The sequence below is a fragment of the Brevibacterium sp. K72 genome (assembly GCF_050562175.1).
Taxonomy (GTDB): domain Bacteria; phylum Actinomycetota; class Actinomycetes; order Actinomycetales; family Brevibacteriaceae; genus Brevibacterium; species Brevibacterium casei.
The window spans coordinates 2,663,942-2,687,065 of sequence record NZ_CP191582.1 but is presented as its reverse complement, the minus strand read 5'-3'; the positions used below and the strand labels follow the sequence as shown (position 1 = coordinate 2,687,065).

At 67.8% G+C, this 23,124-nt stretch carries 22 protein-coding genes and 1 pseudogene; 2 read left to right on the top strand and 21 right to left on the bottom strand.

Annotation, left to right across the window (positions count from 1 at the left end; translation table 11 throughout):
• Positions 1-56 precede the first annotated feature (56 nt).
• Complete coding sequence (locus ACQ1RG_RS12045) at positions 57-1,643, top strand: hypothetical protein (RefSeq protein ID WP_009375334.1); 1,587 nt, start codon at positions 57-59, stop codon at positions 1,641-1,643.
• Positions 1,644-1,818: 175 nt separating this feature from the next.
• Here the strand turns inward: ACQ1RG_RS12045 and ACQ1RG_RS12040 are convergent, their stop codons facing one another.
• The gene (locus ACQ1RG_RS12040) at positions 1,819-2,115 is read right to left on the bottom strand and encodes a hypothetical protein (RefSeq protein WP_009375332.1); all 297 of its coding nucleotides are present in this window, start codon (positions 2,113-2,115) and stop codon (positions 1,819-1,821) included.
• A 30-nt stretch (positions 2,116-2,145) separates the two neighbouring features.
• On the opposite strand from ACQ1RG_RS12040, the gene nucS reads away from it, so the two are divergent.
• Positions 2,146-2,841 carry an endonuclease NucS gene (gene nucS / locus ACQ1RG_RS12035; RefSeq protein ID WP_009375331.1) on the top strand — a complete coding sequence of 232 codons (696 nt, stop codon included), beginning with the start codon at positions 2,146-2,148 and terminating at the stop codon, positions 2,839-2,841.
• 113 nt (positions 2,842-2,954) lie between these two features.
• Here the strand turns inward: nucS and ACQ1RG_RS12030 are convergent, their stop codons facing one another.
• The 20 genes and pseudogenes from ACQ1RG_RS12030 to ACQ1RG_RS11935 form a co-directional block, all read right to left on the bottom strand.
• Complete coding sequence (locus ACQ1RG_RS12030) at positions 2,955-3,962, bottom strand: hypothetical protein (RefSeq protein ID WP_131248537.1); 1,008 nt, start codon at positions 3,960-3,962, stop codon at positions 2,955-2,957.
• Between the two features lie 443 nt (positions 3,963-4,405).
• Entirely contained in the window at positions 4,406-5,719 is a 1,314-nt protein-coding gene (gene murA, locus ACQ1RG_RS12025) for a UDP-N-acetylglucosamine 1-carboxyvinyltransferase (protein WP_009375329.1), read from the bottom strand.
• Positions 5,719-6,186: a DUF2550 domain-containing protein gene (locus ACQ1RG_RS12020; protein WP_040340974.1), complete on the bottom strand. Its 468-nt coding sequence runs from the start codon at positions 6,184-6,186 to the stop codon at positions 5,719-5,721. The genes murA and ACQ1RG_RS12020 overlap by 1 nt, the downstream gene beginning before the upstream one ends.
• Positions 6,187-6,209: 23 nt before the next feature.
• The gene (locus ACQ1RG_RS12015; protein ID WP_009375325.1) at positions 6,210-6,470 is read right to left on the bottom strand and encodes a F0F1 ATP synthase subunit epsilon; all 261 of its coding nucleotides are present in this window, start codon (positions 6,468-6,470) and stop codon (positions 6,210-6,212) included.
• 3 nt (positions 6,471-6,473) lie between these two features.
• Positions 6,474-7,925 (bottom strand): F0F1 ATP synthase subunit beta, encoded by a 1,452-nt coding sequence (gene atpD / locus ACQ1RG_RS12010; RefSeq protein WP_009375323.1) that lies wholly within the window; start codon positions 7,923-7,925, stop codon positions 6,474-6,476.
• 27 nt (positions 7,926-7,952) lie between these two features.
• Positions 7,953-8,885 (bottom strand): F0F1 ATP synthase subunit gamma, encoded by a 933-nt coding sequence (locus ACQ1RG_RS12005; RefSeq protein ID WP_009375321.1) that lies wholly within the window; start codon positions 8,883-8,885, stop codon positions 7,953-7,955.
• Positions 8,886-8,916: 31 nt separating this feature from the next.
• Positions 8,917-10,551, bottom strand: a complete 1,635-nt coding sequence (gene atpA / locus ACQ1RG_RS12000; protein WP_009375319.1) for a F0F1 ATP synthase subunit alpha — start codon at positions 10,549-10,551, stop codon at positions 8,917-8,919.
• Between the two features lie 84 nt (positions 10,552-10,635).
• Complete coding sequence (locus ACQ1RG_RS11995) at positions 10,636-11,442, bottom strand: F0F1 ATP synthase subunit delta (RefSeq protein WP_009375317.1); 807 nt, start codon at positions 11,440-11,442, stop codon at positions 10,636-10,638.
• Positions 11,442-11,993, bottom strand: a complete 552-nt coding sequence (locus ACQ1RG_RS11990; RefSeq protein ID WP_009375315.1) for a F0F1 ATP synthase subunit B — start codon at positions 11,991-11,993, stop codon at positions 11,442-11,444. Before ACQ1RG_RS11990 ends, ACQ1RG_RS11995 begins: the two co-directional genes overlap by 1 nt.
• Positions 11,994-12,020: 27 nt before the next feature.
• A complete protein-coding gene (gene atpE, locus ACQ1RG_RS11985; RefSeq protein WP_009375307.1) occupies positions 12,021-12,245 on the bottom strand; it encodes a F0F1 ATP synthase subunit C in 225 nt (74 codons plus the stop codon).
• 80 nt (positions 12,246-12,325) lie between these two features.
• Positions 12,326-13,072 carry a F0F1 ATP synthase subunit A gene (gene atpB, locus ACQ1RG_RS11980; RefSeq protein ID WP_009375306.1) on the bottom strand — a complete coding sequence of 249 codons (747 nt, stop codon included), beginning with the start codon at positions 13,070-13,072 and terminating at the stop codon, positions 12,326-12,328.
• Positions 13,073-13,335: 263 nt separating this feature from the next.
• Complete coding sequence (locus tag ACQ1RG_RS11975) at positions 13,336-13,791, bottom strand: hypothetical protein (RefSeq protein ID WP_009375304.1); 456 nt, start codon at positions 13,789-13,791, stop codon at positions 13,336-13,338.
• The gene (locus tag ACQ1RG_RS11970) at positions 13,788-14,897 is read right to left on the bottom strand and encodes an MraY family glycosyltransferase (RefSeq protein WP_009375302.1); all 1,110 of its coding nucleotides are present in this window, start codon (positions 14,895-14,897) and stop codon (positions 13,788-13,790) included. The genes ACQ1RG_RS11975 and ACQ1RG_RS11970 overlap by 4 nt, the downstream gene beginning before the upstream one ends.
• A pseudogene (locus ACQ1RG_RS11965) lies at positions 14,898-15,547 on the bottom strand (L-threonylcarbamoyladenylate synthase). It lies immediately after the preceding gene.
• A complete protein-coding gene (gene prmC / locus ACQ1RG_RS11960; RefSeq protein WP_009375299.1) occupies positions 15,548-16,501 on the bottom strand; it encodes a peptide chain release factor N(5)-glutamine methyltransferase in 954 nt (317 codons plus the stop codon).
• Positions 16,485-17,558, bottom strand: coding sequence for a peptide chain release factor 1 (gene prfA / locus ACQ1RG_RS11955; RefSeq protein ID WP_063249734.1), 1,074 nt, complete (start codon positions 17,556-17,558; stop codon positions 16,485-16,487). The genes prmC and prfA overlap by 17 nt, the downstream gene beginning before the upstream one ends.
• A 1-nt stretch (position 17,559) precedes the next feature.
• A complete protein-coding gene (gene rho, locus ACQ1RG_RS11950) occupies positions 17,560-19,521 on the bottom strand; it encodes a transcription termination factor Rho (RefSeq protein WP_040340972.1) in 1,962 nt (653 codons plus the stop codon).
• A 243-nt stretch (positions 19,522-19,764) separates the two neighbouring features.
• Complete coding sequence (gene thrB, locus ACQ1RG_RS11945; RefSeq protein WP_009375286.1) at positions 19,765-20,673, bottom strand: homoserine kinase; 909 nt, start codon at positions 20,671-20,673, stop codon at positions 19,765-19,767.
• Positions 20,670-21,791: a threonine synthase gene (gene thrC, locus ACQ1RG_RS11940; RefSeq protein WP_430600143.1), complete on the bottom strand. Its 1,122-nt coding sequence runs from the start codon at positions 21,789-21,791 to the stop codon at positions 20,670-20,672. Before thrC ends, thrB begins: the two co-directional genes overlap by 4 nt.
• Positions 21,788-23,095: a homoserine dehydrogenase gene (locus ACQ1RG_RS11935; RefSeq protein WP_040340970.1), complete on the bottom strand. Its 1,308-nt coding sequence runs from the start codon at positions 23,093-23,095 to the stop codon at positions 21,788-21,790. The genes thrC and ACQ1RG_RS11935 overlap by 4 nt, the downstream gene beginning before the upstream one ends.
• Positions 23,096-23,124 lie beyond the last annotated feature (29 nt).

Sequence of the window (23,124 nt, the reverse complement as noted above, 5' to 3'; positions counted from 1 at the left end):
AGTAGGGACCGCGCAGGCATGACCAGATCCCCTTGACATGACAGGAGTCAGCTTCAGTGACGCCCACCGAAGAATTCCGCACAGCGATGCGCGGGTACGAGAAGAGCGAAGTCGATTCCCGACTGCAGCAGCTGCGCACGGAGATCGAATCCGTGCGGAAGGCGCTGTCGGATGCGCGCAGTCAGGTCATCAACGCCGATCGCGCGAAGCTCCAGATCGCCGGCGAGCTGTCCGAGGCGAAGGCTCAGCTGAAGAAGGCCGCCAATGAGAACGCCGAGGCGGCCGGTCCCCCCGGAAGCCGCATCGACCACCTCCTCAAGATCGCCGAGTCCCAGGCCCGGGAGACCCTCGCCCAGGCGAACTCGGATGCGGAGACGATCCGGAACAAGGCCCGCGCCGAGGCGGCGTCTGCTCGTGCGCGCATGCACACCGAGAGCAATGACACCCTCAACAACGCCCGGTCCGAGGCCGACGCGATCATCAGCTCCGCCGAGCTGCGCGCCGAGGAGGCCGTGAAGTCCGCAGAGAAGCGCGCGGCCGAGCTCAAGGCCACCGCCGAACGCGAGGCGGCGCAGTCGAAGGAGGCCAACGACGCCGCGTCGAAGGAGGCCCGCGAAAGCCTCGAGCACGAACTCGCGGAGCTGCGCGCCGCCGCCGAGAAGGAGGCGACCGACCTCCGCGCCGAGGCGAAGACCCAGGCCGATGAGACGATCGCCGCAGCCCAGGCTCAGGCCGACGAACTGCTCGCGGCCGCGAAGTCCCGCGACGAGGCCTCGAAGAAGTCCGCGAACGACCTCGACGTCGAACTCGCCACGAAGCGTCAGGAGGCAGAAGCCGAGCGCAAGAAGCGCTACGACGCCGCCCAGGCGGAGAACCGGAAGCTCATCGACGAGGCGCAGGCGCGCGCGGCGAAGGCCGACGCGGATGCCAAGGCCGCCGCGGAGCGCGCCGAGACGACCCGCGCCGAGGCCGTGACGAAGGCCGATGAGATCATCGCCGACGGCAAGGCCCGCGCACAGACGCTCATCTCCGAGGCTCGGGCCACCGCCGAGGCGACGATCGAGGAATCGGCCGCCGAAGCCAAGCGCAACGTCCAGTCCGCGCAGTCCCAGGTCGACCTGCTCACCAAGCAGCGCAAGACGATCACAGCTCAGCTCGACCAGCTCCGTTCGCTCTTCGCGATGCCCGGTGTGATGGGCGGCGACGCCGTCGATCCCGCGAAGGCGGAAGCGGCCACGCACGCGACCGAGCAGATCGCCGATGGGGAGGCTCTCGCCGACCTCATCGCCGCCGATTCCGCCGAGGAGGCGGCCGAGAAGTCGGCTGCCGACGGCGGGAAGTCCGGTGCCTCGAAGACGGGAGCCGCCGAGGCGGACGCCCAGACGGCGCAGGGCACAGGTTCCCAGAACTCCGGTGCGAAGTCGGCGGATGCCGCTGCAGAGCAGTCGGAGAACGCGGAGGATTCGGTGGAGACCGAGGCGTCCGAGACTGTCTCCGAGGATCTGCCCAACGGCGCGACCGACGCCGAGACGATCGCGATCGATGCGCAGGTCTCGGGTTCGCCGAAGTCCGGCGGCTCCGGTCAGGGTGGAAACCGTCCGGCCAACTCCAAGGCCGCACGGTCGCGTAACTCACTGCGCTGACGATGCTCAGGCGCTGAGCGCATTCGGCCGCGCACGACTTGCTGTACCGCCGGACGCGCTCCGCTGATGAGGCCCTCACCGACTGAAGAGAACGGGGTCCGCTCACCAGAGCGGGCCCCGTTCCGTGTCAGCCGAGTTCTGTGTCAGCGGAGTTCCGTGTCAGCGGAGTTGCGTGTCAGCGGAACCGCTCGAAGCACCTCGAGTGCCAGTGCCGACGAGAGTCGACGCCGATGTCGACGCCGTGGGAGGCCTCCTGACGCCAGGCGACGATGTGCGCGGTGGCCGCAGAGACCTGCTGTCCGCAGCCCGGGCACACGTAGACCTTGCCGCTGGAGTTGGCGGCCACACGCTGGATCGACCAGGTTCCGTCGGGCAGGTCGCGGCTCACCCGCAGACCGCCCACGGACTCGGTGAGGTCGCGCGCGGGTGCGCTCCATTTGTTCCTGCGACGCGAGGAGTTCGAACGTGGCATGGGGCGATTCTCTCACGTAGTCTGGGACGCGTGCGTCTCGTGATAGCTGAATGCTCTGTCGATTATGCCGGTCGTCTGACCGCGCATCTGCCCCTGGCCACCCGTCTCATCATGCTCAAGTCCGACGGGTCGATCCTCATCCACTCCGACGGCGGGTCGTACAAGCCGCTCAACTGGATGACCCCCCCGTGCGCCGTCCAGGTGGCCGAGCCGACCGACGAGCAGGCCGAAGCAGGTCTGAGCGAGATCTGGACGGTCTCGCAGACGAAGACCGGCGACCGACTCGTCATCTCGATCACTGAGGTGCTCTCGGACACGAGCCACGACCTCGGCGTCGATCCCGGTCTCGTCAAGGACGGAGTCGAAGCGCATCTCCAGGAACTCCTCGCCGAACACATCCATACTCTCGGCACGGGATACAGCCTCGTCCGCCGCGAATTCATGACGGCGATCGGTCCGGTCGACATCCTCGCCCGCGATGCGACCCAGAAGTCGGTGGCCGTTGAGATCAAACGGCGGGGCGACATCGACGGCGTCGAACAGCTCACCCGCTACCTCGAACTGATGAACCGAGATCCGCTCCTCTCCCCCGTCACCGGCGTCTTCGCCGCGCAGGAGATCAAACCGCAGGCACGCACCCTCGCCGAGGACCGCGGCATCCGCTGCGTCGTCCTCGACTACGATGCGCTGCGCGGGATGGACGATCCGGAGACCCGCCTCTTCTGAACACGCGTCTCCTCTCCCGGCCCGCGCCATCGCTCGGTCAAGGCGCAGCGCGGATAGCCGGCCGAGCATCGCCTGCTATCCGCGCTGCCCCTTGACTGACGACTGGATCGCCCTCACTGCGCGCCTTGCATCGGGCCTGCGAGTCGGTCTCGAGCGGCGATCTCCGTCTCGCGGATCCGCACCGCCTCTTTGATCCTGAGGAAGAGGTCTGCGCTGAAGAGATCGGCCCATCGAATGCGGAAGACCATCCACCCCTTGTTCCGCAGAGCGTATTCCCGCTTCCGTTCGCGTTCGAAGGCTCGGTGCGGATCACCGTCATCGATGTAGTACTTGCCGGCGCCATCGAACTCGGCAATGACCTTGACCGCCTCGTTGCCGAAGTCGGACCGAGCGAGGAAGCGACCATCGGCGTCGCAGACGACGAGTTGCGGCTCGAACCCCGGTATCGAATACTCGACGAATCGAACGGCGCAGATCGACTCCGCCACCGTTTCACGCCGTCCGTCGATGTTCTCCAGCACCGCTGTGATCCGCGACTGGCGGGTCCGCACAGGATGCGCCGCCTGGTGCGCTCGGAACTCCTCGAGAGTCACCCGCCCCAAGTGCACCGCGGCATCCGCAACAGCCACGGCGAACGCCAACGGACAATCCCTGGCGACATCGAGGAGCGTCTGCACCACCGTCGTCACCGGAATCCCTTCGACGATCTCCATGGTGTCGGGCTGCAGGGCCCGTCGACGGACCACGAGATCCCTCTGGCGGACCGAGCTGCGCGGGCTCGCGACCTCGACGTACACCTCACCCTTATCGACATACGGCACGGGCAGGCCGTGGACGAGCAGTGCACTGCGATGGGAGAACACTGCGTCGTGCGGCAGATCGGGGACGAATGACCGGACGAGAATCCTCAGATCCTCTCCGCGCTTGAGCATCCCCGCGGTCTCATGGGGCAACGCGGTCTCCTCCGCCTCCGCGATCGCTGCGACGAAGGCGTGCGACGGATTGTCGCACGCACGCGTGACAACGTATCGTCCCCGCCGGAGTCGCCGCAGGCAGCAATCGACGGCAGATCTGATCTGATGGCTGTTCCAGCCTGCCGCCACCAGATCCGAAGTCTCCAAGCACGCAAACATGCAATCGAGGATGGACGAGAAGGCATCCGGACCGCAAGAGGCTCAAAACGCCCTGTGGATAACCACTGAGCATCGAACGCACCTGTGGACAGTCAACCGGCACGAGTACGCCGGTGGTGTCGGTCCAGGCGCAGCGCGGATAGCCAGTCGTGCAACACCGGCGATCCGCGCTCAGCCTGGAGTGAGCGCCCGGGTGGTGTCGGTCCAGGCGCAGCGCGGATAGCCAGTCGTGCAACACCGGCGATCCGCGCTGAGCCTGGAGTGAGCGTGCGGAAGTGCTGGGAGTGTCGAAAAGTGCTGAAGGGCTTGAACGACGGGCGACCGAGCGAGTGGGCGCTCAGTCGAAGCTGTGACAGGCGGCCCGTTCGCGGGCGCTCAGTCGCCGCCACGTCAGTCGCCGCCACGTGAGTCGCTGCCCCGGGTGACCCCGCTCAGTCGAAGCTGAGACCGTCGGCGCGGGTGACGCGCTCGACGTCGGCGCCGAGCGCCCGGAGCTTGTCGACGAAGCCCTCGTAGCCGCGGTCGATGTGGTCGACGCCGGAGACCTCGGTGACGCCGGAGGCCCTGAGCCCGGCGAGGACGAGCCCGGCACCGGCGCGGATGTCCGAGGCCTCCACCTCGGCGCCGGAGAGCTCCTCGACCCCCGTGACCAGGGCGTGGTTGCCGTCGATCCGGACCTTCGCACCGAGGCGGGCGACCTCCTGGACGAAACGCCACCGGGCCTCGAAGAGGTTCTCCGAGAGCAGGCCGACGCCGTCGGAGACGGAGTTGAGCGCGATGACGAAGGGTTGGAGGTCGGTCGGGAAGCCGGGGAACGGCATCGTCGCGACCCTGATCGCGTGCGGACGCTGCGGCCCGACGACGCGGAACGCGCGCCCGAGCGTCCCGTCGCCGAGTTCGACCTCGCCGAGGTCGTCGACCGTCGCGCCGGCATCGCGGAGTTTGATGGCGACATTGGGCATGATCTCGAGTCCGACACCCCGCACGACGACGTCGCCGGCGCTCAGCGCGGCGGCGAAGGCGTAGGTTCCGGCGACGATCCGGTCCCCGACCGTGCGGTGGTCGACGGGGTGCAGCTCGTCGACACCGGTGATGGTGAGCTCCGCCGTCCCGATGCCCTCGATCCGGGCACCCATCTGGACGAGCATGAGGCAGATGTCGACGATCTCCGGTTCCTTCGCGGCGTTCGCGACCGTCGTCGTCCCCTGCGCCAGGGTTGCCGCCATGACGAGGTTCTCGGTGGCACCCACCGACGGGAAGTCGAGCGCGATGTCCGTGCCGGTCAGCCCCGTCGGGGCCTCGGCGACGAAGTAGCCGTGGTCAAGCCGGACCTGGGCGCCGAGCGCCTCGAGTCCGGCCTGGTGCATGTCGAGACCGCGCGAGCCGATCGCGTCGCCGCCGGGCAGGGCCACGTGGGCTGCGCGCATCCGCGCGGTCAGCGGGCCGAGGACGGAGATCGAGGCCCGCATCGCGCGGACGAGTTCGTAGTCGGCCTGGATCCCCACCTCGGCGGGGACGTCGATGCTCACGGTGCCGGCCTCGGCATCGTAGTCGACGGTGCAGCCGAGGCGGCTGAGGAGTTCGACCATGATCCTCACGTCGAGGATCGCGGGAACGTTGGTGATCGTCGTGCGTCCCACAGCGAGCAGGCTCGCCGCCATGAGCTTGAGGACGCTGTTCTTCGCGCCCCTGACGTCGACGGTGCCGCGCAGCTGCGTCGGACCGGTCAGGCGGAGGACTTCCATCAGGTGAACCGTCCCATCGTCGGATTGAAGCCGGGCGGCGAGGACTCGAGCCACGAGGCCATCGTCGACAGGGACTCGGTGTCCATCGCCAGGGAGACCGAGCGCGGCCTCCCGTTCGCCTTCCCGTAGGAGCAGTCGACGACGACGGCATCGGGAAGGACGGAGTACTGCTCCCCCGACGTCGGTTTGCGTCGGACGAGGATGTCGAGATCGGCGCGCGGCAGTCTCACGGCCGCGCGCCGGTTGAGGGCGAACACGGGATACCAGTCCAGAGAGGACACGGCGAACACCGCGACGCCCAAACGCCAACGTGGGCGGGAACTGGATTCCTCGCCCACGTTGATGGAGCAGTCGAACGCACCTGACAGCTTGGAGATCGACCTGCGCCTGATCGTCACGACGACGATGAGGGCAAGCGCCAGTCCCACCAACGAGAGCAGAACGATCAGCAGGACAGAAGGGTTCACGTTTGCCAAGTGTAATTGACTGTTCAGAGAAGTTCGGCCTGATCAGCCGCGATGATGACGCGATTGTTCTCGACCGAGAGGAAGCCCCCGTCGGCCTGGACCCGGATCGTCTGATCCGAGGTCGTGAGAATCCTCGCCTCACCATCGGCCACGACACCGAGAACGGGTTCGTGACCAGGCAGGATGCCGATCTCGCCTTCCAGGGTGCGGGCGACGACGCGCTTGGCCTCGCCGACCCAAACCTCCTGGTCGGCTGCGACGACGTTGACATCGAGGACAGCCATGGCTTACTTCTTCTGCATTTCTTCGTAGTTGCGCATGACATCGTCCATGCCGCCGACGTTGAAGAAGCACTGCTCCGGGATGTAGTCGACCTCGCCGGAGACGATCTTCGCGAAGCCCGCGACGGTGTCGGCGACGGGAACGGTCGAACCCGGGACACCGGTGAACTTCTCAGCGGTGTACGTGTTCTGCGACAGGAACTGCTCGATGCGACGCGCACGGTGGACGACGAGCTTGTCCTCTTCCGAGAGCTCGTCGACGCCGAGGATGGCGATGATGTCCTGCAGCTCCTTGTTCTTCTGCAGGATCGCCTTGACCTCGTTGGCCACGCGGTAGTGCTCCTCACCCACGACGAGCGGGTCGAGGATGCGCGAGGACGAGGTCAGCGGATCGATCGCGGGGTAGAGACCGCGCGAGGCGATGTCGCGGTTGAGCTCGGTCGTCGCATCGAGGTGGGCGAAGGTCGTCGCCGGAGCCGGGTCGGTGTAGTCGTCGGCCGGGACGTAGATCGCCTGCATCGAGGTGATCGAGTGACCGCGCGTCGAGGTGATGCGCTCCTGGAGCACACCCATCTCGTCGGCGAGGTTGGGCTGGTAGCCCACGGCCGAGGGCATGCGACCCAGCAGGGTCGAGACCTCGGAGCCGGCCTGGGTGAAGCGGAAGATGTTGTCGATGAACAGGAGGACGTCCTGGTTCTCGACATCGCGGAAGTACTCCGCCATCGTCAGCCCGGCCAGCGCGACGCGCAGACGCGTGCCCGGCGGCTCGTCCATCTGACCGAAGACGAGAGCGGTGTCACCGAAGACGCCGGCTTCGTCCATCTCGAAGATGAGGTCGTTGCCCTCACGGGTGCGCTCACCGACACCGGCGAACACCGAGGTGCCCGAGTGATTGTGCGCGATGCGGTAGATCATCTCCTGGATGAGGACGGTCTTGCCCACACCCGCGCCGCCGAAGAGGCCGATCTTCCCACCCTGGACGTACGGGGTGAGCAGGTCGATGCTCTTGATGCCGGTCTCGAGGACCTCCTGCTTCGACTCGAGTTCGTCGAAGGCCGGAGCCGGACGGTGGATCGGCCAGCGCTCCTTGATGTCGAGCGTCTCACCCTCGGCGAGGTTGAGGCAGTCGCCGGTCGTGTTCCACACATGTCCCTTGGTGACGTCGCCGACGGGCACCGTGATCGGCGAACCGGTGTCGGTGACCTCCTGGCCGCGGACGAGTCCGTCGGTCGGCTGCAGGGAGACGGCGCGAACGATGCCGTTGCCGAGGTGGAGGCTGGTCTCGAAGGTGAGCTTGCGCGTTCCCTCGGCGAGTTCCACGGTCGTGGTCAGGGCGTTGTAGATCTCCGGCACGGAATCGAGCGGGAACTCGACGTCGACGACCGGGCCGATGACCCGGGAAATGCGACCGAGGGCTGTGCCCTGTGCCGGGGAGTTATCCGTAACTGTGGCAGTCATGGTCTCTTTCTTCTCTGCTCGTACCGGTCAGTCGCCGGCTGCCGATGCCGCAAGGGCGTCGGCCCCACCGACGATCTCGGTGAGTTCCTGGGTGATTTCCGCCTGACGGGCCGTGTTGGCCAGCCGGGTGTAGGTCTTGATGAGGTCGTCGGCGTTGTCCGTCGCCGTCTTCATCGCCGCCTGACGCGATGCCTGCTCCGAGGCCGAGGCCGAGAGCAGCGCCGAGAGGATCCGCGAGTCGATGTACCGCGGCAGGAGGGCGTCGAGGACGGCCTCCGCGCTCGGCTCGAACTCGTAGAGCGGCATGCTGCCCGCACCTGAGGATCCCGACGCAGTCGCCGAGGTGGTCGCCTCGTCGGCGTCGACGACCTCGAGGGGCAGCAGACGCCGGTACTCCGGGTCGTGCTTGACCGAGGAGACGAACCGCGTGAAGACCATGTAGATCTCCTGCACTCCGCCGTTGTCGGCATCCGCCTCGAACGCCTTGAGCAGCGCTTCGCCGATCCTCCGGGCGTCTTCGGCGGTCGGGTTCTCGGAGAACCCGGTCCAGGCCTCGACGATCGGACGATCACGGAACGTGTAGTAGCTCTCAGCCTTGCCGCCGACCGTGAAGAGTGCGACCTCTTTGCCCTCCTGGCCCAACAGCCGCACGAGCTCTTCGGCCTCACGGATGAGGTTGGCGGAATAGGCTCCGGCGAAGCCCCGGTCCGGACCGATGACGAGCACCGCCGCGCGGGTGACATGGTCCGGTTCCGTCGTGAGCACATGATCGACGTCGGACTCGCTGGCGACAGCCGAGACGGCGCGGGTCAGCGCGTTGGCATACGGGCTGGCCGCCTGCGAACGCGCGATCGCCTTCTGGATCCGGGACGCGGCGATGAGCTCCATGGCCTTGAAGATCTTCCTCAAGGACTGAGTCGAGCGGATCTTCTGTTTGAAGACCCTCTGCTGGGCTCCCATCAGTTCTTCCTTTCGCCGTTACAGACGCGCCTCAACGCTTCTGCCGAACGATCTGCTCCTGCTCGACCTCATCGGACGAGGCCACGGACGAGTCCTCGGTGCCCGCGCGCGAACCCTGGTTCTCGTCGGCGACCCAGTTCTCGTTGAACTCCTTGAGCGCCTTCTCGAGCTGCTCACGGACATCGTCCTCGAGCTTCTTGGTCTCGCGGATGACGGTGAGGATCTCGGTCTTGCGTTCGAGGGTGTCGAGCAGTTCGGCCTCCCAGCGCAGGACGTCGTCGACGGCGATATCGTCGAGGTAGCCGTTGGTGCCGGCGAAGATCGACACGGTCTGCTTCTCGAACGGCATCGGCGAGTACTGGGGCTGCTTGAGCAGCTCCATGAGCCGAGCGCCGCGGGCGAGGTCGCGCTTGGTCGCATCGTCGAGGTCGGAGGCGAACATCGCGAACGCCTCGAGCGAACGGTACTGCGCGAGCGAGAGCTTGAGCGTACCGGAGACGCTCTTGAGCGCCTTGGTCTGCGCGGCACCGCCGACTCGGGAGACCGAGACGCCGACGTCGACAGCGGGACGCTGACCGGAGTTGAACAGATCCGACTGGAGGAAGATCTGTCCGTCGGTGATCGAGATGACGTTGGTCGGGATGAACGCGCCGACGTCGTTGGCCTTGGTCTCGATGATCGGCAGACCGGTCATCGATCCGGCACCAAGGGCGTCGGAGAGCTTCGCACAGCGCTCGAGGAGGCGCGAGTGAAGGTAGAAGACGTCACCCGGGTAGGCTTCGCGGCCCGGCGGGCGGCGGAGCAGGAGGGAGACGGCGCGGTAGGCCTCGGCCTGCTTCGAGAGGTCGTCGAAGACGATGAGGACGTGCTTGCCGTTGTACATCCAGTGCTGGCCGATGGCCGAACCGGAGTAGGGGGCGAGGTACTTGAAGCCGGCCGGGTCGGACGCCGGAGCGGAGACGATCGTCGTGTACTCGAGCGCGCCGTTCTCTTCGAGAGCGCGGCGGACGTTGGCGACGGTCGAGCCCTTCTGGCCGACGGCGACGTAGATGCAGCGGACCTGCTGCGAGGGGTCGCCGGTGGCCCAGGCGTCACGCTGGTTGATGATCGTGTCAATCGCCAGAGCGGTCTTACCGGTCTTGCGGTCGCCGATGATGAGCTGACGCTGACCGCGGCCGATCGGGATCATGGCGTCGACGGCCTTGTATCCGGTCTGGAGCGGCTGGCGGACTTCCTGGCGGTCCATGACGCCCGGCGCCTGGAGCTCGAGCTCACGACGTCCTTCGGTCTCGACCTCACCGAGGCCGTCGAGCGGACGACCGAGCGGGTCGACGACGCGGCCGAGGTAGCCGTCGCCGACGGGGATCGAGAGGACCTCACCGGTGCGGTAGACGTCCTGCTCCTCGGCGATGCCTGCGAAGTCGCCGAGGACGACGACGCCGATCTCGCGCTCGTCGAGGTTCTGGGCCAGACCCAGAGTGCCGTCTTCGAACCGGAGGAGCTCGTTGGCCATGGTGCCCGGCAGACCCGAGACGTGGGCGATGCCGTCACCAGCGGTGACGACCTTGCCGACCTCGGTCTTCTCCGAGCTCTCGGGGTTGTACGACTCAACGAACTTCCCCAGAGCGTCCCGGATCTCCTCCGGGCGAATTGTCAGTTCCGCCATTGTGGTTTCCCTGCTTCCTTTACTCAGAACGTGTGTCCGGCGACCGGGGGGCCGCCTGTGCCGCCGGATCTGCCGGCTGGCGAATCAGCTTGCGAGTTTGCGCTGGACCTCTGCGAGGCGATCCGCAATGGTCGAATTCATCACCTCGTCGCCCACCTGCACCCGAACGCCCCCGATGACCTCGGGATCGACCTGGACGTTGAGGACGAGTTCGCGACCGTAGTTCTTCGCCAGAGCAGCGGCGAGACGCTCGGTCTGCTGCTGGCTCAGCGGCGCGGCCACGGTGACCTCGGCGACGGAACGCTGCTGGCGAGCGGCGAGGATGTCGCTGAAGTGGTCGAGCGCGATCGCCACGCGAAGTCCGCGAGGGTGCACCGCAGCGTGGTCGACGAGGGTGACCGTGTCGGGCTCGGCCCGACCTGCGAGCAGATCGGCCACGAGGGCGCGCTTCGCGTCGGCACCGGCATCGGAGTCGAGTGCGCGGGCGAGCTCATGGTCGGACTCGAGGAGTCGGGCGAAGCGGAAGAGCTCCTCTTCGACCTGACCGAGCTGGCCGACCTCCTGCGCAGCCGCGGCGATCGCCGTGACGCCGGCGACCTCGAGGCTGGTGACGAAGTCCTGCGTGCGCGCCCAGCGCTGAGACACGGCCACCGAGGCGATGCGCAGCGCCGCCTCGAAGATCTGAGCGCCGAACACGGCCTGCAGCAGACCCTGCTTCTTCTCCGCGGGCTCCGAGGAGTCCGCGAGTGCCTTGCGCAGGCCGAGGTTGTCGGCGAGGACGCCGACGACGCCGAGCAGCGACTGCCCGATCTCGCGTGCGTTGCCGCCCGAGATCTCAGCGTTCGCCGCTTCGAGAACGGCCTGCAGGGAGACTCTGCTCGACTGGAGCATCACGCCCCCTTGACCGGCTGGCCGGACGACTGCGTTTCGAGATCGGCGATGAAGCGATCGACGACGCCAGCGGAGCGCTGGTCATCGGTGAGCGATTCGCCGACGATGCGCGATGCGAGATCCGTGGCGAGCGTACCCACCTCGGAGCGCAGCTGCACCATGGCCGACTGGCGTTCGGCATCGATCTGCGTCTGTGCCTGCGCGATGATGCGGTCAGCCTCGCTGTGAGCCTGGGCCTTCATCTCGGCGATGATCTGGGCGCCCTCTTCCTGAGCCTCGGCGCGCAGCCGTGCGGCTTCCGCACGACCGTCGGCGAGCTGCTTCTGATATTCGGCCAGAGCCTGATCGGCTTCGGCCTGCACCTTCTCAGCCTTCTCAATGCCACCCTGGATGCGCGCAGCGCGCTCGTCGAGGGTCTTGTTGAAGGCGGGGAGGACGTACTTCCAGACAACCAGGAAGACGATCAGCAGACAGACGGCACTCCAGACGATGTCATACAGCGCGGGGAGAAGCGGATTCTCAGACGCTGCAACGATTTGTACCGGAGTCATCGTTTAGTCCTCTTCGGATCTGTCGGATCAGGGCAGGAAGAACGGGGTGGCGATGCCGATGAGGGCCAGCGCCTCGATCAGGGCGATACCGAGGAACATGTTTCCGCGGAGCGTGCCAGCCATCTCGGGCTGGCGAGCGGTTCCCTCGATGGTCTTGCCGATGACGATGCCGACGCCGATACCGGGGCCGATGGCGGCGAGGCCGTATCCGACGGTGGCGATACTGCCGTTGACTTCAGCGAGCATATCCATAGGATGCTTTTCCTTTCATATGGCGGTCGGGGGGTTGGCCCGACCTTGTAACACCTGGGTTACAGACTCAGAGGGACGACTCAGTGGTCGTCCGAGATGGCGGCGTTGATGTACACGCACGAGAGCAGGGCGAAGATGTAGGCCTGGAGGACGACGACCAGCATCTCGAGGAGGAAGACGAAGAATCCGCCGGCGAAGGTGAGGATCGCGAAGAACTGGAAGCCGTTGCTCGCGTCGAAGAGGAAGAAGCTCGTCGCGGAGAAGCAGAGGACGAGGAGGAGGTGGCCGACCATCATGTTCGCGAAGAGTCGGATCGCGAGCGTGAACGGCTGCGTGACGAACTTCGTGATGAACTCGATCGGGATGAGGAGGATGTGCATCGGCCACGGAACGCCCGGAAGGATGAGCGCGTCCTTGAGGTAGCCGCCGAGGCCCTTCTGCGCGATGCCCGCCCAGTGGTAGGTGATGTAGACGACCGCGGTGAGCACGATCGGCAGACCGATGACGCCGGAGGCGGGCATGTTGAGGAACGGAATGAGCTTCGTGACGTTCCAGAAGAGGACGCCGAAGAAGATCGCCACGATGAGCGGCATGAACTTCTTCGCCTTCTCCTTGCCCATCGTGTCCTCGGCGATGCCGACGGTGACGAACTCCATCGCGAGCTCCATGGCCGACTGGAAGCGGCCCGGGATGAGCTTCATCCGCTTCGCCCAGATCGCGAGGACGACGACGACGGCGATCGTCGCAAGGATGCGGATGAGCATCACGCGGTTCATCTCGAACGGCGTACCGACGAAGGCGAACGGTGCGGGAAAGAACTCCGCCATGGAAGGGGCCTTGAAACCGCCTTCAGCGGCTTGGATCATTGTCTGCGCGGCGTTGAGTGTACCCACGTTTATGTTTCTCTCCCATGGTCATTGGCCCAAGATGGCCTGGCCTTCGGCTGCGCGATGAGTGCGCGGCGAGCGGTTCAGGAGCGACATGGAGCGACACGGCTCCAGCACCGGAACTACTCTACCAATGGTAGAGAGCGCCGACAAATCCATGGATCTGCGCTGTGCGAACCCTGGCAGCCCCCTGTCGCCGGTGTTCAGCGGCCCGTGCCCGCCTCGGGATCGACGTAGGGCACACGGCCTCTGACGACAGTGAGCGCTTCGACGAGCGAGGATCCGATGACGGCGACGACGATCGTCGCGAACGCCACCGTGCCGTCGAGCCACGCCGCGTCCTTGAGCCGCCAGATGACGATCATGAAGACGAACGCCTTGAAGAGGAAGCCCATGCCGAGGAAGCCGGCAATCGCGGTCAGGCCCATATTGCGCCCGACGTACATGATGACGAGGGTGACGATGATGAAGATCGCTGCCAGTCCCCCGCCGACCGCTCCCCCGGCGAAGCCGCGGGGTCCGGCGACGAGCCATCCGATGCCCATGCCGCCTGCCGCGACGACGGCGACGAGGATCGCCCCGCGGATGAGCATCGTCCTCCACACGCGGGTCCAGGCGGCCTGGACCGCGGTCTCCTCTGCAGGCTGTCGATCGGTCACGAGATCTCCTCTCGGGCATGGCGGCGGATCCGCAGCGGGTAGAACGTGAAGACGAGGGTAATGGCGAAGAGCGTGCCGATGATCGCGATGACGAGCAGCGCCGGCATGAGGAGGAGCATGACCGAGCCGAAGGCGATGAGCGCCGTCCACGTGTAGAGGATGAGGACGGCCCGGGCGTGTGAGTGGCCGAGCCGGAGCATCCGGTGGTGGAGGTGCTTGGCATCGGCGGAGAACGGCGACTGTCCTGCCATGAGCCTGCGCACGACGGCGAGGCCGAGGTCGAGCAGCGGCAGGAACATCACGGCGACGGGAAGGATGATCGGCAGGTACGTCGCGAACACGCGCTCCTGGCCGATGAGCGCGGGATCGACCTGACCGGTGACCCGGATCGTCGAGGCGGCCAGCAGGAGTCCGATGAGCATCGAGCCCGAATCGCCCATGAAGATGCGGGCGGGATTGAAGTTGTGCGGGAGGAAACCGAGGCACGCACCGACGAGGATGGCGATGATGAGCGAGGCGAGGTTCGCGTACGAGTCCGGCGAGGCGTCGGTGGCCAGCCAGTACGAGTAGATGAAGAACGCGCTGCCGCCGATCGCGACGACGCCCGCGGCGAGACCGTCGAGGCCGTCGACGAAGTTCACGGCGTTGATCGTCACGAGGACGACGAGGATGGTGATGATGATCGACATCCGTGGAGAGCCGATGATCACTCCACCGAAGGGGATCGAGAGCAGGGCGACGCCGTTGATCGCCATGAAGCCGGCGGCCAGCGCCTGCCCGGCGAGCTTCGTGATCCAGTGCAGATCCCAGATGTCGTCGATGACGCCAAGGATGCACAGCAGCGCCGCGGCGCCTGCCACGCCGATGATCGGCCCCATGTCCACGAAGATCCGGGCGAGGAACGGAGTCTGGGAGGCGAACACGAGGCCGACGACGACAGCACCGAACATCGCGACCCCGCCCAGCCTCGGCGTGGGAACGGAGTGGACGTCGCGTTCGCGCAGGGGCGAGAAGATCAGTCCTCGTTCGGCGACTCTCCGGACCATGGGCGTGAGCAGGTACGCCACCAGTGCGGAGACGACGAGGATGAAGAGGTAGGCGCGCACTCAGCCGTCCAGGTCAGCAAGGTCGGGGACGATCTCGCGCAGCTCCTCGGCGCTGATCGGTCCCCGGCGGACGATGCGGGGGACGTCCCCGGAGAGGTCGACGATCGTCGACGACTGGCCGGAGGTGCGCTCTCCCCGTCGAGGTAGATCTCGACGTCGGTGCCGAGCATGTCCTGGGCCTCGTCGGCGGTCGTCGCCGCGGGTCTGCCGGAGAGGTTCGCGCTCGAGACCGCGAGCGGACCGGTGCGCGAGAGCAGGGCGAGGGCGTGCTCGTCGTCGGGCATGCGCACGGCGACGGTGCCGTGGGTCTCCCCGAGATCCCAGTCGAGGGACGGCTGAGCCGCGGCGATGATCGTCAGCGGTCCCGGCCAGAACCGCGCGGTGAGCGCGAGCACGGTCTCATCGACGCCGTCGACGAGTCCGAACACCGTCTCCGACCTCGGCACGAGCACCGGAGGCGGCATGTCCCGTCCGCGTCCCTTCGCGGCGAGCAGGGCCGCGACGGCGGAGGCGTTGAAGGCATCGGCTGCGATCCCGTAGACCGTGTCGGTGGGGATGACGAGGAGGTTCCCCGCCTCGACCACGCGGGCGCACTCGTCGAGGACGAGGTCGCGGATGTCGGCCTGGGTGACGTCGAATCGACGGGACACTCATTCTCCGTTTCTCATCGGGGACGCCGCGGAGTCGCGACGGGCCACCGTATAGCGGTCGCGTCCAGTGTAGTCCGGGAACGTGGCCGCCCCGCTCAGCCCCGGCGTGCCGGCGACGATCTCACGCACCCCGGCCCCCTGGTCCTCGGCGTGCTCCATGACGAAGAGACCGCCCGGCCGCAGCAGCACCACCGCCTGCGCGATGAGGAGGGCGGGCAGCTCGAGTCCCGAGGCGCCCCCGTAGAGAGCGGCCGCGGGATCGTGATCGCGGACCTCGGGATCGCGGGGAACGGCGGCGTCGGGGACATACGGCGGGTTCGTCACGACGACGTCGACGGTGCCGGCGAGTTCCGGGTGATCGACTGAAACCGTCGTCGCGTCCCCGGCGAGGAGGTCGACGGTCGAGGTGCCGAGGTCGAGGTCGACGAGATTCGACTGCGACCACGACAGCGCGGGAGCCTCACGTTCGATGCCGATGACGCGGACCCCGGGGTGTTCGAGCGCGACGGACAGGGCGATCGCTCCCGAGCCCGAGCAGAGGTCGACGACGAGCGGGGGTGCCCCATCGTCGCCGTGAGCGAGGTGATCGAGGACCTCGGTGACGAGGAGTTCGGTCTCCGGTCGGGGGACGAAGACGCCGGGACCGACCCGCAGGCTCAGGCGTCGGAAGTGGGCGACTCCGGTGAGGTGCTGGAGCGGGATGCGGCGCGCGCGTTCGGCGACGAGGCGGGCGAAACCGGCGGCGACCTCGGCCGGCACGGCGTCTGCGAAGAGGCGCCTGCGGGAGAGGTCTGTCTCGTCGACCTCCCACGCATGGGCGAGCAGCGCGGCGGCATCGGCGTCCGGCGAGGGGACGCCGGCCTCGGTGAGGACGCGCACTCCTGCCCTGAGCAGGGTGGGAACGTCCTGTTCGACCGCGCGGGTGCTCGGGTCCAGCTCAGTCTCCCAGGGCATCGAGTCGTGCGGCACGGTCGGCGTCGCGGTTCGAGCCGACGACGGGGTCGAGGTCCCCGGCGAGGACCTGATCGAGGTTGTACGCCTTGAAGCCGGTGCGGTGGTCGGTGATGCGGTTCTCCGGGAAGTTGTACGTCCGGATCCGCTCGGAGCGGTCGACGGTGCGCACCTGCGAACGGCGGATGTCAGCGGCCTCCGCCGCCGCCTCCTCGGCCTGCTTGGCCAGGATCCGGGCGCGCAGCATCCGCAGGGCCGCCTCCTTGTTCTGCAGCTGCGACTTCTCGTTCTGGCAGCTCGCGGTGATGCCCGTGGGCAGGTGGGTGATGCGCACGGCCGAATCGGTCGTGTTCACCGACTGCCCGCCCGGTCCCGAGGACCGGTAGACGTCGATGCGCAGCTCGTTCTCCTCGAGGCGGACCTCTTCGGGCTCGTCGACCTCGGGGAAGACGAGGACTCCCGCCGCCGAGGTGTGGATGCGTCCCTGGGACTCCGTGACGGGCACGCGCTGGACCCGGTGGACGCCGCCTTCGAACTTCAGCCACCCGTAGGCGCCGTCGTCGCCGGCCTTGACGGCGAGGGTGACGTCCTTGTAGCCGCCGAGGTCGGAGTGCGTGGCGGTGAGGATCTGAGAGGACCAGCCGTGGGAGTCGATCCAGCGCTGGTACATCCGCAGCAGGTCCCCGGCGAAGAGCGCGGACTCGTCGCCACCCTCCCCCGCCTTGATCTCGACGATCGCGTCACGGGCGTCGTCGGGGTCGCGGGGAACGAGGAGATCGCGGAGTTCGGCCTCGGCCTCGGCCTGCTCGGTGCGCAGGCGCTCGGCCTCGGCGGCAAGGTCGGGATCCTCGGCGCTGAGCTCCTCGGCGGCGGCGAGGTCGTCGCCGAGGGCATCGACGCGCTTGGCGGCGGCGACGATGCGGTCGAGTTCGGAGTACCTGCGGGTGAGCTTCCGGGCCCGGCCGGCATCAGCGTGCACGGCCGGGTCGGAGAGCTCCTCGGACAGCCTCGCATGCTCGTCGACGAGCATGCTCACACTGGCCCTGAGGCTGTCTGTCATCTCAGTGTTCGTCGGTCGAGGACTTCGGCAGCGGCGTCGTCTTCTGCACCTGCATGAGGAACTCGGCGTTCGAGCCGGTCTCCTTGAGCTTGGACATGAGGAGTTCGACGGCCTGCTGCTGCTCGAGACCCGAGAGGAGGCGGCGCAGGCGCCACATCACCTTGGTCTCCTCCGGCGTCATGAGCATCTCCTCGCGACGCGTCGACGAGGCATTGACGTCGACGGCCGGGAAGATGCGCTTGTCCGCGAGCTGGCGGGACAGACGCAGCTCCATGTTTCCGGTGCCCTTGAACTCCTCGAAGATCACCTCGTCCATCTTCGAACCCGTCTCGACGAGCGCGGTGGCGAGGATCGTCAGGGAGCCGCCGCCCTCGATGTTGCGGGCGGCACCGAAGAACTTCTTCGGCGGGTAGAGCGCGTTCGCGTCGACACCACCGGAGAGGATGCGGCCCGACGCCGGCTGCGCGATGTTGTACGCCCGGCCCAGGCGCGTGATGTTGTCGAGGAGGACGACGACGTCGGAGCCCATCTCGACGAGGCGCTTGGCGCGCTCGATGGCGAGTTCGGCGATCGTCGTGTGGTCGTCGGCGGGACGGTCGAAGGTCGAGGCGATGACCTCGCCCTTGACGGCGCGCTGCATGTCCGTGACCTCTTCGGGGCGTTCGTCGACGAGGACGACCATGAGGTGGACTTCCGGATTGTTCTCCGTGATCGCGTTGGCGACCTGCTGCATGATCGTCGTCTTGCCGGCCTTGGGCGGGGCGACGATGAGGCCGCGCTGGCCCTTGCCGATCGGCGTGACGAGATCGATGAGGCGCGTCGACTGGAGCTTCGAGGTGGTCTCGAGGCGCAGACGCTCCTGCGGGTAGAGGGGCGTGAGCTTCGAGAACTCGACGCGGCCCTTCGCATCGTCGACGCTCAGTCCGTTGACCGAGTCGAGACGGACGAGGGCGTCGAACTTCTCACGCTTGCCCCCGCGCTCGTTCTCCCGCGGCTGACGGATCGCGCCGGCGACGGCGTCGCCCTTGCGCAGACCGTTCTTGCGCACCATCGAGGCCGAGACGTAGACGTCGTTGGGCCCGGGCAGGTAGCCCGAGGTGCGGAGGAAGGCGTAGTTGTCGTGGACGTCGAGGATGCCGCCGACGGGGATGAGGACGTCGTCGCTGCGGATCTCCGGCTCGTCGCCGCCGCGTCCGCGGCGCTTGCGATCCCGTCCGCGACCGCGGCGGCCACCGCGCTCGTCATCGTCGCGGTTGCGACGGTCGTTGTCGCGCCGGTCGTTGTCGCGACGGTCGTTGCGATTGCCGCGGTCGTCGCTGCGGTCATCGCCCTCGCCCTGACGGCCGCGACGGTCATTGCCGCCCCGATCGCCCTTGCGGTCGTTGTCACGGTCTCCCTTGCGGTCCTCGCCGCGGCGGTCGTTGTCCCGGCGGTCGTTGTCGCGGTCGCCCTTGCGGTCGTCGCCGCGGCGGTCGTCGTCACCGCGGCGGCCCCGACGGTTTCCGCGCTCAGCGGAATCGTCACGCGCCTCGGCGGACTGCGTCTCGGCCTCGGCGTCACCGCCGCGGGAGCGCGAACGGCTCCGGCGGCTGCGCTGGCGGTCCTGACCCTGCTCGTCGCCCTCGGGCGCCTGGGTCTCGGTCTCGGTGCGGGCCTCGGGGGCGGTCGCCTCGGCGGACTGCGCGTCCTCGGTCTGCTGATCCGCGCGAGAGGCGGAGGCGGCGCTGCGGCGCGCGGGACGGCGGGAGCGCTTGGCGTCCTCGGTGGTCACGGCCGGAGCCGAGTCGGCGGCGGGCGCGTTCGAGCCGCCCTGGTTGTTGATGGCGTCGATGAGTTCGCCCTTGCGAAGTCGACGGTATCCTTTGATTCCCATTCCGGCTGCCATCTCCTGCAGCTGGGGAAGGCGCAGAGCGGTCAGACTGCCGGTGCGCGGTGTGGAATCCGGGGTTGTGGTTTCAGACACGAAGGTCCTTCTCCCTCATTCGGCCGTGCGGCAAGAGCCGTAGTCCCACGGCGACGGAAACACCCTTGACGGTGCATTGTGAAAGTCGTCCTGCTAAAGACTGAGCAGGAGATGTTCCAGAAGAATCGATGTGGAGTCCGCGGCGACTGCCACGGAAGTCCGCTCATCGGAGGAACACCGTTCAGTGTACCCGCAGCGAGCCGATGTTGCGAATCCCGTCTCACGCGAGTTCTGTGTCGTGTCTCACACGACGTCGGCGATGCGGCAGCCCTCCTCATCGATGTCGACGGTGAGGATGCGCACGCCGGGCGGGACCGCCTCGGCGGGAACGGATTCGGTGAGCGCGAGCACGGTCGGCCCGGCTCCGGAGATCACCGCGGGGATCCCGCGGGAGCGCAGGGCGTCGACGAGGTCCATCGAGCCCGGGTAGGCCGATCGGCGGGCCTCCTGGTGGAGGCGATCGGCGGTCGCGTCGAACAGGGCGTCCCGGTCCTCGGTGAGCGCATGGACGAGCAGGCCCGTGCGCGCAGCGTTCTCCGCGGCGACGGCATGGTCGACGACCGCGGGGATGGCGCCGCGGGCGGTGAGCGTGTCCAGCCGCTCCTCGGGCACGAGAACTGTGACCGCAGACAGCGTGCGCACGGGGACGTTCCATGCCCGCGCGGGATCCGAGAGGGAGATCGTCAGCCCCCCGAAGATCGCCGGTGCCGCGTTGTCGGGATGCCCCTCGATCACGGCGGCGCGCTCGAGGATCTCCTCCGGGGTCAGCCCCCGCCCTCCGGCCGCCTCGCCGAGCCTGCCGGCCAGGGCGATGCCCGCGACCACGGCCGCTGCCGAGGACCCCAGTCCCCTAGAATGCGGGATCCGGTTGGTGCATTCGAGCGTGATCCTCGGCAGCAGCTCCGCGTGGGCGTCCGGGGCGATCTCAGCGAGCACCTCGCGGAGGACTGAGACGATGAGATGGGAACCGTCCCGGGGCAGCTCGGCGGCGCTCTCCCCGGTGATCGTGACGACGGCGGTCGGATCGACCGGGGCGTCGTGGACGGTGAGTTCGAGGGTGTCGACGAGGCCGAGGGCGAGGCCGAACGAGTCGTAGCCGGGGCCGAGGTTCGCCGAGGTCGCCGGCACCTCGATCCGCAGACGCCGGATCACTCGTCCTCGAGCCCGAGTGCGCGGGCGGCGCTGACGGCGTCGACCGGCACGCGCACCGGTTCGATCTCCGACCCGTCAGCGGTGTGCAGCGCCCAGCTCGGGTCCTTGAGACCGTGGCCGGTGACGGTGACGGCGATCCGTGCACCGGCCGGGACCCTGCCCGCCTCCGACATCTTGAGCAGACCCGCCACCGAGGCGGCCGACCCGGGTTCGACGAAGATCCCCTCCTCACGCGAGAGGACCTTGTGCGCGGCGAGGATCTCCTCATCGGTGACCGAGTCGATGAGTCCGCCCGAGGCGTCGCGGGCCTCGATCGCCCGTTCCCAGCTGGCGGGGTTGCCGATGCGGATCGCCGTGGCGATCGTGTCCGGGTCGGTCACGGGGTGGCCGACGACGAGCGGGGCCGCTCCGGCGGCCTGGAAGCCCCACATCTGCGGCAGGCGCGTCGAGACGCCGATCCCGTGGTACTGGTGGTAGCCCTTCCAGTACGCGGTGATGTTGCCGGCGTTGCCGACGGGCAGGACGTGGATGTCGGGGGCGTCGCCGAGGACGTCGACGACCTCGAAGGACGCCGTCTTCTGGCCCTCGATGCGGTCGGGGTTGACGGAGTTGACGAGGTGGACGGGGTAGGACTCGGAGAGCTTCCGGCACAGGGTGAGGCAGTCGTCGAAGTTCCCGTCGACCTCGAGCAGCGTCGCCCCGTGGGCGACGGCCTGGCTCATCTTCCCCGGCGCGATCCTGCCCGCGGGCACGAGCACGGCGCACGTGAGGCCCGCCTTCGTCGCGTACGCGGCAGCCGAGGCGGAGGTGTTGCCCGTCGACGCGCAGATCACGGCCTTCGCCCCGTGCGCCTTCGCCTTCGTGATCGCCATCGTCATCCCGCGGTCCTTGAACGATCCGGTCGGGTTGAGGCCTTCGTACTTGACCCACACCTCGGCGCCGGTCATCGCACTGAGCTTCTCCGCGCGGATGAGCGGAGTTCCGCCCTCTCCGAGGTTGACAGACGGGATGTCGGCGGCGATGTCGAGCAGGCTGCGGTATTCGTCGATGACGCCCTGCCACTGGTGGCGGGGGTACTGGCTGTTCGTCACGGGGGTCTGGTCCTTCGTCTCGCTCACTGGCCCTCCGCCCGGATGACGGAGGCGACTGCGCGCACCACGTCGAGGTCGCCGAGGCGGTCGACCGTGCGTGAGAGCGCAGCGTCGGTGTTCTCATGGGTGGCCAGCACGAGCTTCGCGTGCTGGATCCCCTCGTCGTCGACCTCGCCGATGGTCTGGCGCATGAGCTCGATCGACGCACCCTCGTCGGCGAAGACCTCGGAGACCGCGGCGAGCACGCCGGGACGGTCGACGACGTCGAGGGTGATGTGGTAGCGGGTGGTGATGGCCGAGATCGGCAGCACCCTGCGTTCGGGGTGGAAGGGGCGTTCGTACTGTCCGCGCCCGCCGAGCACCTTGCGCCGGGCGACGGAGACGACGTCGCCGAGCACCGCCGAGGCGGTCGGGGCTCCCCCGGCCCCCTGGCCGTAGAACATCAGCGACCCTGCGGCCTCGGCCTCGACGAACACGGCGTTGAACGCTCCGTGGACGGAGGCGAGCGGGTGGGTGCGCGGCAGCAGCGCCGGGTAGACCCGCGCGGAGAGTCCCGCACCGGCCGGTGAGTCCGTGACGCGTTCGCACACGGCGAGCAGCTTGATGACGAAGCCCTGGTCCTTCGCCGTCTCGACCATCTCCGCGGTGATGCCGGTGATGCCCTCGACGTGGACGTCGTCGATCGTCACCGGTGCGTGGAAGGCGAGGGAGGAGAGGATCGCGGCCTTGGCAGCGGCATCGTGACCGCCGATGTCCGCTGTCGGGTCGGCTTCGGCGTATCCGAGCTCCTGCGCCGAGGCCAGGGCTGCGTCGAAATCCCAGCCCTGCGAGTCCATCTGGTCGAGGATGTAGTTCGTCGTGCCGTTGACGATGCCCATGATCCGATCGATCCGGTCTCCCGCGAGCGAGTCGCCGACGGGGCGGATGATCGGGATCGCTCCGGCCACGGCCGCTTCGTGCTCGAGGCGGACCTCGGAGTCGTCGGCGGCGGCCATGAGTTCGCCGTAGGCGGCGGCGAGCAGCGCCTTGTTCGCGGTGACGACGGACGAGCCCTGGGCGAGTGCACGGGTGATGAGCGTCTTCGCGGGCTCGATGCCGCCCATGAGCTCGATGACGATGTCCGCACCGTCGATCGCCGCCTCGGCGTCGGTGGTGAGCACGCTCGCATCGACACCGGGCCGCTCCTTGTCCGGGTCGCGGACGACGACCGCGGTGAGCACGAGCGGAGCGCCGATGCGCTCCTCGAGCGCCTCAGCCCGCGACTGGAGTCGGGCGGCGACTTCCGAGCCGACGACTCCGCATCCGAGCATGGCGACTTTCAAAGGCTGCATGGCTCACTCTCTGTTCTCAGTGGTTCTCG